We start from the raw sequence: 17,766 nt of genomic DNA on the forward strand, positions 1-17,766 counted from the left end.
GAAATATAAGTGAAAGGAAGGTTTTATTTTGGGTTGTTTTGGTGCATCGAAAAAGTGGCTTGAAAGGCCCCACTTGAATATTTCGGCTATAATTTCAAGCGTATTATCAATTCATCTTCGATGGTTTGGGTGGCTGCAAGTATTTTGAATTTAAATATTATTGCGTTTTGGATGCCGTTTGGGTTTTGGCTTGGGTCCGTATCCCTGGCTGCACTGTATTTTGGGTTGGGGTGGAATAGAAACAAGGTTGTTGCCAGCTTCTTTATATTGCTGCTGCTCGCTTGTGCCGCCAATGCATTTTCACTTGTAGTCTTACCCGAAAATCTGGTTCTCGGGGTGGTATCCCTTAGTTGTGCATTGAGTATCTTTCTGATACTGATTTTGCCGCCATCGATAAATTATTTCCGTCAGTTGATCAATCTTGAAGTATTGGCAAAAGAGAGCTTGCAGTATCTGACGAGTATGTCGCAGCAGGCTTATGAGGGTATTTACCTGGTTGATCCTGTGGATTTTCATTACGTAGATGTCAATCCGAGTGGTGCCAAGGCGCTGGGTTACAATCGGGAAGATCTGATACAGCTCTCCATTGATGATATTCACCCCGAGTCAAATTTGCTGGTCCGCAAAAAGATCAGAGAGGCAAGTCAGTCGAATTTCAATGTCACGTTCCAGGTGTGGGCGCAGCGTAGGGACGGCAGCAAGATTTATGTCGAGTTGGTGTTGTCTCATGTTCAGCGTGCGGGTCGGCGGTTTGTCTTGGCGACAGGGCGCGATTTGACGCGGTGGATTCGAAAAAATGAGCAAATCAGCCAAATGAATAGACTTTATGCTGTGTTGTCACAGTCCAATCGAGCCATTAATCAGGTCAGGGATGAGGCCGTATTGATGTCGCGTATCAGTGAAATTGCGACGGCTGAGGGGGCTTTTATTATGGCTTGGGTTGCGGGCCTGGAAGGTAGTCTGGTCAAGCCTGTTGTTATTTCCGGTCGTGATCGCGGTTATGTTGATACGTTGAAAATTGATATTAATGATCCCGGGTTCGTCAAAGCGCCGGTGGTTCGGGCATTCACCGAGAAGAAAACGATTTGTAATAATAATTTCATAGCGGAGCCCTCTTTTAGCCCGTGGAGAGAGCGGGCGAAGGAGCGCGGTTTTGTTTCAATTGCAGCGATCCCTATAAGGCGCGGTGAGGATGTTTGTTATGTGCTTGCCGTTTACTCTGAGCAGGAAGATGCATTCGATCAAAAAATGCAATCTCTGTTGGCGAGCCTGTCAGATGATTTGAGTAATGCCATTGCGCACATTGAAGCGGAAAAAAACAGAGGCGAGATCGAGAAACGGTTAAGGCAGCTTTCGAGTGCGGTAGACCAAAGTGCGGACGCGATCTTGATCATGTCGGCAGAAGGGCAGATCGAGTATGTCAATCCGCGTTTCAAGGCAATCTCGGGTTATGATGAGGCGGATGTTATTGGGCTTTCTCCAGAGCTGTTGTGTGATGGAGTTTCTGAAGTTGAGCGTTATAGACAGGTTTTGAACGATCTCTCCGGTGGGCGACAATATCGCGGGGAGTTTCGATATCGACGCAAAAATGGTGAAACATTCTGGTCTAAAGATGTTATTTCGCCGATACGTAGTAGTGCTGGCGATATTGTGCAATATGTTGCCACTTTTGAAGATTATACCGCGTTACGGGAAGCACAAAACAAGATTACACAACTTGCGTTCTACGACTCTGTAACCGGCTTACCGAATAAGCGATTAGTGCTGGATCGAATCACGCAGGCAGTAAGTAATTTGCTACCAGATGGGTTGGTTGCGGTGTTGTTTCTGGATATGGATAAGTTTAAAGGAGTGAATGACTCTTTGGGCCACAAAGCCGGAGACTATATGTTGACCGAAGTAGCCCATAGGCTTTCTGGTTGTGTGCGTCAGGGGGATACGGTCGCTCGAATTGGTGCCGATGAGTTTGTATTAGTGCTGGCATCGGTTGGACACATCGGAGAAGTGTTCCATCTTGTTGAGGACATATCCGCACGTATTCAAGAGCCAGTGAGTATTGAGGAAACCCAGCTTTCGCTGACATGTAGTATCGGTGTAACGCTTTGTCCGATTGACGGCAGTGACCCAGAGGATTTGGTTCGTAAAGCTGATATGGCGATGTTCCATGCCAAATCCAGTGGTCGCAACAATGTGCAGTTTTTTACTGAGGAAATGAATGCAAAGGCCCTGAGTATCCTCACTCTGGAGCGCAAGTTACGATTGGCTGTTCAAGAGCAGGCGTTTGAGGTTTATTATCAGCCACAAGTCAGTCTGCACACTGGCCAAGTGACGGGAGTTGAAGCGTTGTTGAGATGGCCGGATGAAAATGGGGGGATGATTTCACCAGCAGATTTTATTCCTGTGGCAGAAGAGGCTGGGTTGATGGCGAAGCTTGGAGCTTGGGCGCTGCAACGGGCTTGTTCAGATGCGGTAAAGCTTTATGATCGTGTGGGCTTCTCGTTTAAAATGGCTGTGAATTTGTCGGCCAGTCAATTCCAGCATTCTGGTGATATCGTAAGCCAGGTGGGGGAAGTCCTGGAACAGACGGGGTTGCCCGCTGCGATGCTTCAGCTGGAAGTGACTGAAAGTATGTTGATAGAGGATATGGATGCAGCTTGTGAAATTCTTGAGCAGTTACGCCGCATCGGAGTCACTGTTGCGATTGATGATTTTGGTACCGGTTATTCTTCACTGAATTATATTACGAAATTGCCTGTTGACTGCTTGAAGATTGATAAATCCTTTATCAGTGACGTAACAGAGAGTCAAGGTGGGTCGGCGGTGGCGATGACAGTTGTGACTTTAGGAAATAAACTGGGGATGAAGGTGTTGGCTGAAGGGATTGAAACTGCAGAGCAGTTGGCCTTCTTGCAAAGCCTGGGATGTGATGAATATCAAGGTTACTATTATGCAAAGCCATTGTCATTCGAAGCGCTGGTTTCCTGTCTGAGTGACTCCAGAAAAGGTCACTGACTGCGTATTGACTTAATTGTGCGCCGGCTTTCGACCTGCAGGAAGTTTTGGATGATGGAGTAGGTTAGCCCCCATATAACGATACCGTTGAATCTGTAGCACGGAACATTGATGCTGCCGTAAGGAGTCCGCCATCGATAACTGGATTTGAATTGTTGTGTCCGGAGTGTTTGAATTGGAATCCATTGAGCATTTGATAGTTCGCTATTGAGGTGGGTTGTTATCGGGGTCTCTACTTCGAATACGAAAGGCGTGATGAACATGGGTTTGAGGGCGTGGTGCACCCGCGTAATCTTTCTGTTTAGCTTGTAACTGGCATCCATGTTTAGTGAAATGCTGGTTTCTTCCATTAACTCTCGTTTGGCTGTTGCTTCCAGGGATCGGTCTAGCGGGTCTGATTTGCCACCCGGAAATGCAGCGTCTCCAGACCATGGGTCTCCTGAGCGGGTTGCGCGTTGGACTACGAGAATTTGATTCGGAAATGACTTTGTTTTAAGGATTGCGACGGCTGCGTGATAGTAGAGCCTCTGTGTAAAAAGTTGGCTTTCAAGCATGGGGGGGCTCGTCGGAAGGCAAGCTCGAACCATTTCTGGCTCAAGCTACTCGGTCGGTCGAATAAGGCGCGGGACTAAAACATGCCCGATAAAAATGCAATACCTGCAGTAAAAACACCAATACTGGTTGCCAGGGCAAGCATATATGCTTTGTTAGAGGATGCTCGTTGATTCTGGGTGTACAAATCTATAGTGCGTTGCGCAATATCTTCAGCCGTTTCCCTGGAAATGTCATGGGCTTGTTGAATCGCCTCTGTTTGCAGGGTTTGCCAGAACTCGGTGTCAATTGACTGCACTGAAGTCATATGATCCTTCAGCTCTTCCATTTGTTCTGGTGAGATTCCGCTAGACAATCCGTTCGCTTCCAGGTCTTTGCGGAATTCGGCAAGTTGATTGCTGAGGAATACGCTGACTTCTGCTGCAACTTCATCTTTCAGTTGCACAGTGTGATCCCGAAGTTCTTTGCGGAAAGATTCGATAACGTCTTCGAGTTGATGATTCTGATCTGATCGGGTTTCTTCGATCAATCTTTTCAGGTGGTCATATTGTTCGTCAAACAGGTTGCTGAGCAATTCATGCAGCCTCGTGTTGATGTGAGTCTTAACTGCAGAGTAGGCTACTTGTTCGATCATGTCACTGGGTAGAGGAATTCCCCCACCGGTGCTGTATTGTTGGGCATTGTTTTGGCCGGTGTTGGACACGGATATTCGTGTGTCGTCTACAGGTGGTGCGGTCAAATCAATTGTTGGTTCTGGAAGATTTCCACTGGCAACATCGGTTTGCAGATTGTCCAGTATCTCAGACAAGCCTTGTGGCTGAGGGGGTTTGGTCAGAATGCTGTAGATTCCGTATTCTTTTGCCTCCTCAATGAATTCTTCCGTTTTCTTGGAGGTGCACATGATAATTGGAATCCCGGATGTATCAGGATTGCTTTTGATGGCGCGAGTAGCCTCCACGCCGTTCATTCCTGGCATCAGGTGATCCATGAAAATGACGTCAGGTTTGCTGTGGGTGTTGAGGAAGTCCAGTGCCTCTTCAGCCGACCCAGCCATGCTCACGTCAAGGTTGATTTTTTCTAATAGTTTGCTCAGTGCAAATCGGGCTACCTTGGAATCATCCACTAGCAACGCATTTTTAATAACCATTTTTGACCTCAAATCGACCTCGTTCAGACAAGTAGTGTTGCTTGCCATCCCTGATTCTCCTTATTTTCTTACCAGCCTTCCATAGGTGGGCATTGTGTAGCCCGATAGCTTTTATCTCGGTAACAAACGCCGGGCTCATTGGTCCGGGCGGTGAAAATTTCACCCTCTGGCGTTGTTAGTGTTGCTTTACCGAAAGGCTTGCCAAATTTAAAAGTGCCTGTGATTTTACTGCCATTGGGGTTTAGAAGCTCACCTTGGCCATGATACTGTCCATCCATGAACTGCCCAATATACTGTTTGCCACTGGAAAAGGTTTCGGTGCCTTTTCCGTGGTACTTACCATTCGAGAACGAGCCTTCGAAATGGGTTCCATCCGGATAGGTCAAATTACCAGTGCCATGAAATAAATTTTCGGAAAAACCGCCTACATAAAGCAGGCCTTGCTTCGTTGTAAGCGTGCCTTCACCACTCAAGGAGCCATTAATCCAGAATCCTGAATAAATGTCACCATTGACCTTGGTCAAGGTGCCATTGCCGTTAAACTGGTTGTCCTTGAATTCACCAATATAGGCATCACCGTTGGCGAGCGTAATAGCGCCTTCACCTTGCATTTGTCCTTCAAACCAGTCGCCACTGTATTTGGTGCCATCGGGATACCGGATTGTGCCGCTACCATGGAAGAGTTTATTGATAAAGGAGCCTGTGTACTCCGTTCCATCTTCGCCAGAATAGCTTCCTTCGCCTGTGAGTACTCCACCGACCCATTCACCATTGCGATATTCAACATAGGTGTACTCTTCGAGTCTGGCGATTAATGTGTTGCGCTTTCCGGGAAGGACATTTACTTCGCCTCTCCAGCTAGTATAGCCGGATTTAGCAACTTCGATTTCATATCGTCCGGGTTTTAATTCCAGATCGAGTCGTGTTGGCCCGTAGGGTTTTCCGTCAATGAGCACTGTGTCTTCATTTACATTGGAGCGAACCGTAAGCAGGCCTGTAATTGCTGCAGGTTTGGGTTTGGCTGCCCGTCGTGGTGCAGGCGCTTCTACCCGTGTGATAATCTCTTCCATTTCGGGTTCTGGTGCAGCGGTGGTACTTGCCTGTACTTCGGTGGAAGGCACTGTGGTAGCTGATGGTGTTTCAGTTGCTACAGACATGCTTTGTGATCCTGAAGGCATAGCTTCTGATCCTGAAGGCATAGCTTCTGATCCTGAATGCTCAGCTTCTGACCCTGAAGCTCTAGTTTCTGCCGCTGTAATTGCCTCTGGAGCAGATTCCGTGCCTTTATGCTTGGGCACGTCTGCGAAGATCGATTCTTCTTCGAGTGCCTCTGCGTCGAGGTTGGAAGTATCTATGCCAGAGGAGGATTTTTCAGTTTCGAAAGGCGTATCGGCAAAGACCGCATCGAGTTCAGCGTCGCTGACCTTTTCATCCTGGGCTGATTGTTCTGGGTTCTGGTCATCATCGGTAGTGCTTTGAGAGGGTTGAAATGTGCTTATAGGTGTCGTTGCTACCGATGGAATAGTTTTTCCAGAATCCAGGTGGTCAGATGTTACTTTTGCAAATCCAGCAGTCAGCAACATCATAAAGGCCAGGGCATTTGCAAATAGTAGGGGTCTGACGTCGACCATTAATTAGCTACCTCTTTCGCTAAGCTTTAAGCTTTAATAGTAGCGCTATTTGATACAGAACGTAACTGATTTGAAACGATATTTAGTGTTTTGCAATTAGGTTCACACTTTGTCCGGGCTCTCCTCACGCTGGGGTTGAGCAATTGCTCTATTATTGTCCAGTTTTTGAAGCTCCTCCCAGGCCCTCATATGCACATCAGCTTCATATTCATAAGGTGATTTGTAAGGTGTCAGAACGAGATCAAAGACCGCAAATATGAACCCTATAGACACCCAGGCAATAAATAGAGTTTCAATTGTTGAGGCTTGTTGTTGCGGGTTGGAGTCAACAAACGACTGGAGCAGGGGGAGGAGGTCCAAAACCATTGCGACCGGGTTGAATCTGGAGAATACCAGTGGAATCCAGACAGCGATGAATATCGGGAAAAAGCCGAATGACCAAAGGAAGCGTCGAAGTAAATAGATGGTGAGTGCGTTGAGGTTTCGCCTGCGTAATTCGGGTATGCCTTTGATGTTGGCCAGATATTTTTTTCGTTCAACCCAATAGGCTTCGATTTGGTTTTCAGCGAGCGTCGTTTTCACTGTTCTTATTGTGTCCTTGGAATTTGTTGGTTTTTCGCTAGCGATCATCATGGGCGCGAAACACGCTTCATCGCCTAACGTCGGCCGTTTTGTATGTGTTTCCGGTTGTAGTTTAGTGATTTACGTACACTCATGCGAAAAATCATTTACGTTAATTTGGCACAATTGTACTGTGCATATAAAAGTGTTTAGAAGATTTCGTGCGGTTAGGCGGTTTAAAAGCAGTTCATGCATGCAAATATAGCGAGTTGATCTAAGGATAGCTACATTCTTTCAGGCTGGCTAGATGCTTTTAGGTGTGCAGTTTTACGTAATGGGTTTACCTGAAGCCCGGAGAGCGCTACCCTGTCTAAACGTGTTCTAAGCAAAGGAATTAGCAGAGCCTGGTAACAGACTGCTGTAACTATTGATTGATAGTAGAGAGTTATGACATTTTCATTTATCCGAAAGCAGAAGATCGAGTCGTTGAATGTCGATATCGAAGAGTATTGTCATGAGAAAACAGGTGCGCGCCATTTACATATCGCCGCTGAAAACCCAGAAAACGTATTTTTGGTTGCTTTCCGAACAGTCCCGAAGGACTCTTCCGGTGTAGCCCATATTCTGGAACACACGGTTTTGTGTGGAAGTGAGAAGTATCCCGTTCGTGATCCGTTTTTCATGATGATTCGACGTTCTTTGAATACATTCATGAACGCCTTTACCAGTAGCGATTGGACGGCTTACCCGTTTGCCAGCAAAAATCGCAAGGATTTTGATAATCTGCTGGAAGTATATTTGGATTCGGTGTTCTTCTCGCGGATCGATCCTTTGGACTTTGCCCAGGAAGGTCATCGAGTCGAATTTGAGACGGTAGACGACCCCGCCTCGCCATTGGTCTATAAAGGGGTTGTTTACAACGAAATGAAAGGCGCGATGAGTTCGCCTACGAGTTTGTTGTGGCAGGCCCTGACCAAGTATATCTTCCCTTCGACCACGTACCATCACAATAGTGGCGGCGAGCCTGACCACATCCCGGATCTCAGCTACGATCAGCTTCAGGCGTTCTATCGCAAACACTACCATCCCAGTAATGCGGTTTTCATGACTTATGGGGATATTCCCGCTCAGGAACATCATGACCGGCTGGAGATGTTGGCATTAAGTCGCTTTTCGCATCAGCTTATCGATACACGTATTCCAGACGAGAAGCGATATTATGCCCCGGTTCGTGTCCAAGAGGCGTACCCCATTCCTGAGAATGAGCCTGATTCAGGCAAGACCCATATCGTTACCGGGTGGTTGCTGGGACACTCTTTCAACCTCGAGGAAAACCTGGAAGCTCATCTGCTGGCAAATGTTTTGTTCGAAAACAGCGCATCGCCACTCCTGAAGGCGCTTGAAACAACCCATCTTGGTCATTCTCCTTCACCGTTATGCGGGCTTGAGGACTCAAATCGGGAAATGACGTTTGTTTGCGGTATCGAGGGAAGTGAGCCTGATCGTGTTCAGGAATTTGAGGCGTTGATACTCGACACCCTCAACGGGGTTGCGGAAAATGGCGTTGAGCAAGAGCGGCTGGAGGCGGTTTTACACCAGTTGGAATTGAGTCAACGAGAAATTTCCGGTGATAGTTACCCCTATGGATTGCAGTTAATTTTGTCAGCACTCTCTCCGATGATTCATGGCGGGGATCCGATTGAGTTGCTGGATCTGGATCCGGTTCTTGTTGGATTGCGGGAGAAAATTGCTGATCCCGAATACATCAAGGGGCTCGTCAAGAAATTGTTAATTGACAATCCGCATCGTGTAACGCTTCTCATGTCACCGGACAAGCAGTTGGAGTCCCGTCGGGACAAAGCCAGGGCTCAAACTTTGGCAAGCATTAAAAAATCCTTGTCCGAAAGTGAGTCCAAAGCGATTATTGAGCAGGCCCAGGCTTTGAGTCATCGACAACTGCAAAAAGACGACGATTCTGTTTTACCCAAAGTCACAGTTGAAGATGTTCCTTTACATCTTCAAATCCCTGAAGGGGATGTGAAGCAATCTATCGCTGTGTATGAGCAAGGTACAAATGGTTTGGTTTACGAGCAAATTATTGTCCCGTTACCGGTGCTGACGGATCAGGAAAAAGATATTCTGGCGATATACAGTTATTGCCTGACCGAGTTAGGCTGTGGGGATAAAAACTATCTTGATATGCAGGATTGGCAGTCAGCGGTTACCGGTGGTGTATCGGCTTACACCAGTGTGAAAGGGCGAATTGATGATGTTCAGGCTACCACCGGTAGCCTGGTTTTGTCAGGCAAGGCCTTGGCTCGGAATTATCAGGCACTTGGTGATCTGATGCATGCAGTGATGGATGATGTACGTTTTGAGGAAAAGGAACGTATTCGTGAATTGGTTGCTCAAATTCGCTCCAAACGTGAACAGGCTGTGACATCAAATGGCCATGCATTGGCGATGGGGTTGGCGTGTAGTCAATTCAGTCCCGCTTCTGCGCTTGCATTCAGGTTGGCAGGCTTGCAGGGTATTCAAGCGATCAAGATACTGGATGACGCCCTGCAGGACAGTGTTGAAATGGACAAGCTGGCAGATATGTTGAGTAAGCTCCATGATAAAATTCGTAGCATGCCACGTAAATATCTTATCGTCTCAGAGTCAGAATACGCAGCTTTGTGTCGGGCGGATATTGAAGCACGTGTAATCGAATTAGAGGCGAGTGCAGAATCACTGAAATTACATGCTGTCCGGGAGCATACCAAGGCAGGTTGGCTGACTTCGACTCAGGTTAATTTCTGCTCTAAAGCATATCAAACTGTACCGGTAGAGCATGAAGATGCGGCTGCGCTGACTGTTTTGGGAAACTTTCTCCGCAATGGTTACCTTCACCGGGCGATCAGGGAGCAGGGAGGCGCCTATGGTGGAGGGGCAGGGCAAGATAGTTCCGTTGCTGCATTTAGGTTCTATTCCTATCGCGATCCCCGTTTGGAAGAAACCCTTGCCGACTTTGATGAGGCAGTCAACTGGCTGGTTAGTCAAGAGCACGAGCATCAGGCCTTGGAAGAAGCCATCCTGGGTGTTATTGGTCAGATAGACAAGCCCAAGTCTCCAGCAGGAGAGGCTAAGGTCGCGTATCATAACCTGATGAATGGTCGTACGCCCGAGCAGCGAGAGCGTTTCCGGACTCGGGTGTTGAATGTGACGCTTGATGATTTGAAGCGGGTTGCTCAGACTTATTTGGTCGGCGAGGCCAGTATTGGTGTGGTAACCAATGCCGGCAACCGGGTTGTGCTGGAACGTCTTGGCCTGACAGTGCAAGAGTTGTAGTGCTTTGACGATGTGGTTCGGGCGGCAGATTATTTAACTCGCCGCTCGATGCCCGTTTCAAGCAGGATTCGGGTTGCGATTTCCTCAACTGAATAATCGGTTGTATTCAAATAGGGGATTCGTTCTCGACGATACATCAATTCCACTTCTTCAACTTCGTAATTACATTGTTTTATAGAAGCGTAGCGAGAGTTGGGGCGCCGCTCATTCCGAATTAAAGACAATCGCTCTGGTTCGATTGTGAGTCCGAAAATTTTATTCTTGTGTACTTTTAGCGGGGCAGGCAGTTTCTGATCATCAATATCGTCTTCAGTAATCGGGTAATTGGCTGCTTTTATGCCGTATTGAAGTGCCAGATAGATGCAGGTCGGGGTTTTGCCGCTTCGTGATACGCCAACGACAATGATATCGGCTTCATTGTAATACCGGGTGCGTGCACCATCGTCGTTATCCAGGGCGAAATTGACGGCCTCCATTCGGCGTTCGTAGGTTCGGGAAGCGGTATTGATGGCGTGGGATTTGCCGACAATATGGGTTGACTTGGTGTGAAGCTCGTTTTCAAGTAGTCCCATGAACGTGCCGAAAATATCGATCGTAACCGCATTCGCTTTAGCGATTTCCGAACGTATGTCTGCATCCACTATAGTATCGATGACAATCGGTTTCTCATTGTCATTCATGGCGCTCTTGTTTATTTTTGCGACGGTTTCGCGTGCTTTTTCGATGCTATCAATATAGGGGAGTGTGATTTTGTCGAATTCAATGGACTCGAACTGTGCCAGCAAGCTAGTGCCAATGCCTTCTGCAGTGATCCCTGTACCGTCAGATATGAAAAAAGCAGATCGTTTCATCGCTTTGAGGTCTCCGTAGACACATTCCCGACTGGAAAGAAGCGTGTCGTTCAAAATTTCTGTTTTAATTAAATGATATGTAAAAACTACTATTGTCTGGTCCGATCTTTATCGGTCAAGGTCGTTCTTTTGCCGTGGGAGTGTATTACCTGAGTCGTATTGTTTGCCGTCAACGAAATTATGTTGGTGCGATATTGATGCCCCAAATTGGTCGAGACAGTATATAATGCGCGCTTGGCTTCGGGGTTTTTATAATCATTTGGTTAGTGAAACGCCCTGATATAGAGTATTATTGTTGTTCCATTAAGTGATGTCGAGAGCTGAAACAGCTGAAATCCGTTTTTATTCGTAATCCGGTTTAAAAATCGTAGTGTCCCGACATCACAGCTGTCCAAAAGATAGCAATAATTCACAGAAATAAACGAGGGAGACAAGCTTTGGATAAGTATATTGCCTGGTTTAAAGACCTTGGAATGAATGATGTTGACCGGGTAGGCGGTAAAAATGCTTCACTTGGAGAAATGATTAGCAATCTTGAAAATGCCGGTGTTTCGGTTCCGGGTGGGTTTGCTACAACAGCGGATGCTTATCGTGAGTTTTTGGCTACAGACGGGCTTGATAAAAAAATAGATGCAGCATTGAAAGCGTTGGATGTCAATGATGTCAATGCTCTGGCTGCCACTGGCGCACAGATTCGGCAGTGGGTGGTCGATACTCCCTTTCCGGCAGAACTGGATGTTGCTCTAGGTCAGGCATTCAAATTGTTGGCCGGTGAAAATGAGAATATGTCTGTGGCAGTGCGTTCTTCTGCAACCGCAGAAGACCTTCCTGATGCCTCATTTGCAGGGCAGCAGGAAACATTTTTGAATATTGTCGGCTTGGAAAGCATCAAGGTTGCGGTTAAAGAGGTATTCGCATCATTATTTAATGATCGAGCCATATCATACCGGGTTCATCACGGCTTTGATCACGCAGAAGTTGCATTGTCTGCGGGTATTCAGAAAATGGTTCGCAGCGAATCTGCTTCCAGTGGGGTTATGTTTACACTTGATACCGAATCAGGATTCCGAGATGTTGTGTTTGTTACTTCATCATACGGGCTGGGTGAAACTGTCGTTCAAGGTGCCGTAAATCCCGATGAATTTTACGTCCACAAGCCAACTTATGAGGCGGGCCGTCCTTCCATTTTGCGTCGTAATCTGGGTAGCAAAGCAATCAAAATGATTTATACCGGTGATACCACTGCGGGTAAATCGGTTGAAACAGTGAAAGTTGAGCCTGAGTTGCGTCAGCAGTTTTCGATTACAGACGCAGAGATTGAAGAGTTAACTCGCCAGGCACTGATCATCGAAAAACATTATCAGCGACCCATGGATATTGAATGGGCGAAAGATGGTGATGATGGCCAAATTTACATCGTTCAAGCCCGCCCTGAAACGGTTAAGAGCAGAAGCTCGGCGGCAACTATGGAGCGTTACCTGCTGAAAGAAAAGGGTAAAGTTCTGGTTGAGGGGCGAAGCATCGGTCAGAAGATTGGCAGCGGCCCTGTGCGGATCGTAACATCAATTGCAGAAATGGATAAAGTTCAGGAAGGCGACGTACTGGTTACGGATATGACGGATCCTGATTGGGAACCCGTGATGAAACGTTCTTCTGCGATTGTTACAGATCGCGGTGGTCGAACCTGTCATGCCGCTATTATTGCCCGCGAATTGGGGATTCCCGCGGTTGTTGGTTGTGGTGATGCGACTGAAAAGCTGGTGGAAGGAACCGAAGTTACTGTTTCCTGTGCTGAAGGCGACACCGGGATGATATATGAAGGTAGCCTGGATTTTGAATTACGTGAAAACAGTGTAGATTCAATGCCACCGTTGTCTTTCAAAATCATGATGAATGTGGGTAATCCTGATCGAGCCTTTGATTTTCAGAGTCTGCCTAATGAAGGGGTGGGGTTGGCCCGATTGGAATTTATTATAAACCGCATGATCGGAGTCCACCCAAAAGCGCTGCTTAATTTTGAAAACCTACCCCGTGATGTTAAGCAGGTTGTTGAAAAGCGAATTTCTGGCTACGGTGAGCCGGTGGACTTCTATGTCGAAAAACTAGTGGAAGGTATTTCAACACTTGCAGCTGCTTTTGCTCCCAAGAAAGTTATTGTTCGTTTGTCGGACTTCAAATCAAACGAATATGCGAATCTGATTGGCGGCACGATTTACGAGCCGGACGAAGAGAACCCCATGCTGGGCTTCCGCGGGGCATCCCGATATATTTCTGAAACGTTCCGTGATTGTTTCGAGTTAGAGTGTCGAGCACTTAAAAAAGTTCGGAATGAAATGGGCTTTACTAATGTCGAGATCATGGTACCCTTTGTCAGAACCGTGGGTGAGGCAAAGCAAGTTATTGAGCTGTTGGAAGAAAATGGCTTAAAGCGTGGTGAGAATGGCCTCCGGATTATCATGATGTGTGAGCTGCCAGCAAACGCCTTGCTTGCGGAGCAGTTCCTGGAGCACTTTGACGGGTTCTCAATTGGATCGAATGACTTGACTCAGTTAACCTTAGGTTTGGATCGTGATTCAGGAATAGTTGCGCATCTATTTGACGAGCGTAACGATGCGGTCAGAGCTTTGCTTTCCAATGCGATTAAAGCTTGTAAGGATGCGGGTAAATACATTGGGATTTGTGGACAGGGCCCTTCAGATCACCCGGATCTGGCAAAGTGGTTGATGGAGCAAGGTATTGATACTGTTTCATTGAACCCGGATTCCGTATTGGATACTTGGTTCTTCCTCGCGGAACAACAACCTAAGTAAATAGATTTGTCTGCGGGTTTGTGTGAACGTCGTCCCTCTGGTCGGCGTCACGCAAAATATCAAGTGTTCCCGGGGATATCTCTTCCCCGGTTATTTGCTCATCTTTGATCTCATCCTTTAGTATCCTAGTACCTTATTGTGCTCTATGTTTTGAACGCTCAAATTGAATTAACAGTTGATGACGTCTCAACAGGCAGATTGGTCATCACCGTCTTTAAACGTTGCATACAAACTAAACATATTCAAGGAAGCTTCCAGCCGTTATGAGAAGTAGTAGTGAACTATTTCCAACTCGTTTGATATCTGCGGAAATCTATGGGCCTTTTTCTGTGGATTCGTATTTATTGAAGCCGAATAATTCGCCCGATAAGTCGGTAGAGTTGGCTGTTACACGAATTGCCAAGGAAGGTAAGCCAACGCAAAAGCCTCCCATCATCTGCCTGCATGGCTCTTTTTCCAATCGTATGTTGTGGTTGCCTCGGGTGGGAGATGGATTAGCGCATTACCTCGCTTCGCACGATTACGAAGTGTGGTTACCGGAAATGCGCGGACACGGTCTGTCGCCCATGAATCGGGACTACCTTAATACCCGTTGGGATGATGTCGTTAAGCTTGATTTGCCAGCTATTAGTGATTTCGTTGCTGAGCAAACTGATCGAAAACCAATCTGGATATGTCACTCTTTGGGAGGGGCAATGTTGCTGGGCAGTCTTACCAGTCAGAGTATTGATCCCGAGCAGGTCGCCAGTGTGGTGCTCATGGCAACACAGGTGAATCACGTGCATTGGTCATTGAAAATTCCTTTGATGGCTCGGTTAAGCGCTTGGTTGGTGAAGCGTCAGGGTATCATTGAGGGCTATAAGCGCGAATATGGTCCTGAAAATGAACCCAGTCAGCTCTTAAGCGATATAATCTCTTGGCAATCCTCAAGAGGGTGGAAATCAAAAGATGGGCATGATTACTGGGAATCGCTTGCCAGGCTCGGTATGCCTGCGCTTTGTGTGGCTTCGACTGGGGACATCATGGATAAGAAGGATGGTGTTAAAGCCTTGCATGATCAGCTAGGCGCTTGCCGTAAAGAATATAAGAAGTTTAATTTCACTTCGGAGACCGGTTATCGATCCCATTACTCAATGGTCCTGAGTCAGGAAGCGAAACGTTATGTTTGGCCATATATTTTGAATTGGCTGGAATCGATGCTTTTTGATGGTGATTTGAAGGTTGCTTAACTTATGGTTCAGAATAACAGCGAAATGAAAAGTCAGCGCACAGCGTTGGTACTTGGGTCTACCGGTTTGGTTGGTAGTGAATTGATTCGAGGGGTTTTGGCAAGTGGGTTGTACGATCGTGTTATCACTTATGGTCGACGTAAACCGGCAATAGCCCACAGTAAGTTACAGAGTATTCTGGGAAACTTGGAAGAGTTTGCTCAAAAAACAGATGCGCTTAGTTTTGATGATGTTTATTGTTGTCTTGGCTCAACGATTAAAAAGGCAGGGAGTGAAGACGCGTTTCGGCATGTCGATTTTGATTGGCCAGTGCAGATAGCATCCCTTTTATGTGAGAAAGGGTTGCGGCACTTTGTGATTATTTCTGCCTTAGGAGCGAATGCAGATTCTGCGTTGTTTTACCCCAGAATAAAGGGCGAAACTGAAGATGCACTAAAACGTCTGCCGATACCTTACCTTACTATTCTGCGGCCGTCACTCTTGGTTGGTGATCGAAAAGAAACCCGCTTTATGGAAGGGGTAAGTGCAAAGCTGATGGGGATTGTTAAGCCGGTACTCATTGGGCGGCTCACGAATTTACTACCAGTGAGTGCTGAGAAAGTGGCCGAGGCTATGGTTCAAGCAGGGCGGGAGTGTGCATCAGAGAGTCGCAACGCGCAGTTGCTGGTTTTAGACTCAGCAACGATCCAGAGATACTAGGTTTCATAATTAGCTTCGGACGCGAAAAGTTCAAGGTTACTCACGTCCTTAACACTCATTCTAAACTACCAAGATGAAGTATGGAGATTGTATGACTATAGTTACACCCGATTTGTGTGATGATTTTCCTGAGAATATCAGGGTTGTTGAACCTATGTTCCAGAACTTTGGTGGCCGTAAAGCATTTGGTGGTGAAATTGTCACTGTGAAATGTTTTGAAGATAACTCTGTCGTCAAAGAGCAGGTTGGCTTGCCTGGCAAAGGTAAAGTGATGGTTGTTGATGGTGGCGGATCGAAAAGGGCTGCATTGCTGGGTGATATGCTGGCAGAGAAAGCGGCTGAAAATGGTTGGGAAGGTATTATTATCTTCGGATGTATTCGGGATGTTGATGTTATTATGCAGACTGAGCTTGGAGTGCAAGCCCTGGCTACACACCCGATGAAAACCGAGAAGCGGGGCATCGGTGACCTTAATGTTCCCGTAAAATTTGGTGGTGTTGAGTTTAAACCCGGTGACTATGTATATGCCGATAATAATGGCGTAATTGTTGCCGATAAAAAGCTGATTTGAATGTCTTTTTGATGGGGCAGGTCACAGTTTAGGCTGTCTGGCCATCTGTGACCTTGCAAGGTTTGGTGTCGCGGGTTAATGGATTAGCTCCATGCCCGTTGAATCACTGACCCTTTACCGTCAAAATTTCAGTGCCTAGAAGATACTTGCCTTCTGCCGTTTCTTCGCACCGTCTAACAACGACCTGGGTTTCAAATGGTGGGAAAGATTCATTGTTGGAAGGCAGCATCGTGTGCATCTCTGTACCTGCATCAATTGCTTCCTCGGTTTCGATCTGCATGCCGGTTCCGCTCAAATCTTTGCAAATTGCTTTAATTGTTTGATTGGTTTTCTGAATAACCAGCGTAATTTCCGCGTTAACTTGCATTCGAATAAAGTCACGCTTCTCACTGTAATCTTTTATTAGCGAATTCATCATATCAGACAAGACCCTTTATTGTTTTTGTCCCTAATGTTATACGTTTATTTCAAAGCTGTGTCAAAGTTGAAATAGTTATAAAAAATTCCATCATATGAATATATAGTGTGTTTGTGATTTTTTGCACCCTATATATAGATAATTTGAATTGGGGTGACTATAATTGATAGTCCCCCTTCAGGAAAATTCATACTCAGTCGCAGCAACTGTTATTTTCAAGACCCTAGCCTCGGGCCGATTATCGTTTTATTAAGCCCAACTATCATTTTTCTTGGTAGGCTTCATCCAGGGGATAATCAAAGCGATGAGCACACCAAGTCCAACGAGCCCGCCACCCAACAACATAAAATCTGTCTCGGATTTATCTTTCAATCTTTGATTGTCTGCTTGCAGAAGCTCAAGCTCATTTCGAAGTTGCTGATTGCTCTCCTGAAGTTCCCGGTTTCTTTGGTCAAGGAAAATCGCATTTGAGGAAATGCTTTTAATCTCTTCCAGTTCTGTAGTGAGCGTGGAGTTTAATTTTCCAAGTGTTGTATTACTTTCCTTTAGCTCGCTGTTTTCTTCGAGTATTTTGGAAATTTCACTGCTTTGGTTTTTGTCTTTTGATTCAAGAATCTGAAGCTTCTTTAATGCCGCCTCAAGTTTATCCTTCGCGATGGGTTCGCTCACGAGAAAGCGGGTTGGTAACCAGCCTACAGCTCCGCCTGGCTCTTTGATTTTAGAGTATCCCGTCTCAGAGCTTTGCTCCATGACCTCAACACTCGTACCGCTTTTTATGCCTTTGTGTACAATTCGATAGCCGAGTCCCTGGCCACTGCGCAGTGGTACAAAAAGCGTATCATCTACATACATACTTTTGGCCGAAATCGTCGGGGTAAAAATAAAGAGTAGTAGTAAAGTCGTAATTATTCTCACAATGGTCTACCTTGAGATCGTTAATAGTCGCTTTAGATTA

At 46.4% G+C, this 17,766-nt stretch carries 13 protein-coding genes; 6 read left to right on the forward strand and 7 right to left on the reverse strand.

All coding sequences use genetic code 11. From position 1 onward, the window contains the following. The first annotated feature begins 171 nt into the window (after positions 1-171). Positions 172-3,012 carry a bifunctional diguanylate cyclase/phosphodiesterase gene (locus OLMES_RS10785; RefSeq protein WP_198343299.1) on the forward strand — a complete coding sequence of 947 codons (2,841 nt, stop codon included), beginning with the start codon at positions 172-174 and terminating at the stop codon, positions 3,010-3,012. Here the strand turns inward: OLMES_RS10785 and OLMES_RS10790 are convergent. The 4 genes from OLMES_RS10790 to OLMES_RS10805 all read right to left on the reverse strand — a co-directional run bounded on the left by OLMES_RS10790 (position 3,006) and on the right by OLMES_RS10805 (position 6,924). Further along, positions 3,006-3,566 carry an NUDIX hydrolase gene (locus tag OLMES_RS10790; protein ID WP_157678260.1) on the reverse strand — a complete coding sequence of 187 codons (561 nt, stop codon included), beginning with the start codon at positions 3,564-3,566 and terminating at the stop codon, positions 3,006-3,008. The two genes, OLMES_RS10785 and OLMES_RS10790, sit on opposite strands and share 7 nt — an antisense overlap. Before the next feature lie 74 nt (positions 3,567-3,640). After that, positions 3,641-4,759 carry a response regulator gene (locus OLMES_RS10795; protein WP_232465313.1) on the reverse strand — a complete coding sequence of 373 codons (1,119 nt, stop codon included), beginning with the start codon at positions 4,757-4,759 and terminating at the stop codon, positions 3,641-3,643. Between the two features lie 20 nt (positions 4,760-4,779). Further along, positions 4,780-6,342: a PEGA domain-containing protein gene (locus OLMES_RS10800; protein ID WP_157678261.1), complete on the reverse strand. Its 1,563-nt coding sequence runs from the start codon at positions 6,340-6,342 to the stop codon at positions 4,780-4,782. Between the two features lie 102 nt (positions 6,343-6,444). Next, positions 6,445-6,924 (reverse strand): hypothetical protein, encoded by a 480-nt coding sequence (locus OLMES_RS10805; protein ID WP_232465314.1) that lies wholly within the window; start codon positions 6,922-6,924, stop codon positions 6,445-6,447. Between the two features lie 426 nt (positions 6,925-7,350). On the opposite strand from OLMES_RS10805, the gene OLMES_RS10810 reads away from it, so the two are divergent. Next, complete coding sequence (locus OLMES_RS10810) at positions 7,351-10,233, forward strand: insulinase family protein (protein WP_087461275.1); 2,883 nt, start codon at positions 7,351-7,353, stop codon at positions 10,231-10,233. A gap of 29 nt (positions 10,234-10,262) precedes the next feature. On the opposite strand, the gene ppsR is transcribed toward OLMES_RS10810, so the two are convergent. Beyond that, positions 10,263-11,084: a posphoenolpyruvate synthetase regulatory kinase/phosphorylase PpsR gene (ppsR, locus tag OLMES_RS10815; protein WP_087461276.1), complete on the reverse strand. Its 822-nt coding sequence runs from the start codon at positions 11,082-11,084 to the stop codon at positions 10,263-10,265. Positions 11,085-11,557: 473 nt separating this feature from the next. Between ppsR and ppsA the strand changes: the two genes are divergently transcribed. The 4 genes from ppsA to rraA all read left to right on the forward strand — a co-directional run bounded on the left by ppsA (position 11,558) and on the right by rraA (position 16,393). Beyond that, positions 11,558-13,894 (forward strand): phosphoenolpyruvate synthase, encoded by a 2,337-nt coding sequence (ppsA, locus tag OLMES_RS10820; protein ID WP_232465358.1) that lies wholly within the window; start codon positions 11,558-11,560, stop codon positions 13,892-13,894. Between the two features lie 263 nt (positions 13,895-14,157). Further along, positions 14,158-15,123, forward strand: coding sequence for an alpha/beta fold hydrolase (locus tag OLMES_RS10825; protein ID WP_087461278.1), 966 nt, complete (start codon positions 14,158-14,160; stop codon positions 15,121-15,123). A gap of 3 nt (positions 15,124-15,126) precedes the next feature. Then, positions 15,127-15,822: an NAD(P)H-binding protein gene (locus OLMES_RS10830; RefSeq protein ID WP_087461279.1), complete on the forward strand. Its 696-nt coding sequence runs from the start codon at positions 15,127-15,129 to the stop codon at positions 15,820-15,822. A 91-nt stretch (positions 15,823-15,913) separates the two neighbouring features. Further along, positions 15,914-16,393: a ribonuclease E activity regulator RraA gene (gene rraA / locus OLMES_RS10835; RefSeq protein WP_087461280.1), complete on the forward strand. Its 480-nt coding sequence runs from the start codon at positions 15,914-15,916 to the stop codon at positions 16,391-16,393. Between the two features lie 103 nt (positions 16,394-16,496). Here the strand turns inward: rraA and OLMES_RS10840 are convergent, their stop codons facing one another. Beyond that, a complete protein-coding gene (locus tag OLMES_RS10840) occupies positions 16,497-16,811 on the reverse strand; it encodes a PilZ domain-containing protein (RefSeq protein WP_232465315.1) in 315 nt (104 codons plus the stop codon). Positions 16,812-17,060: 249 nt separating this feature from the next. Then, on the reverse strand, positions 17,061-17,726 hold the full coding sequence (locus OLMES_RS10845; RefSeq protein WP_232465316.1) for a TIGR04211 family SH3 domain-containing protein: 666 nt from the start codon (positions 17,724-17,726) through the stop codon (positions 17,061-17,063). Between the last annotated feature and the right edge of the window lie 40 nt (positions 17,727-17,766).

The sequence above is a fragment of the Oleiphilus messinensis genome, from assembly GCF_002162375.1.
Lineage (GTDB): Bacteria > Pseudomonadota > Gammaproteobacteria > Pseudomonadales > Oleiphilaceae > Oleiphilus > Oleiphilus messinensis.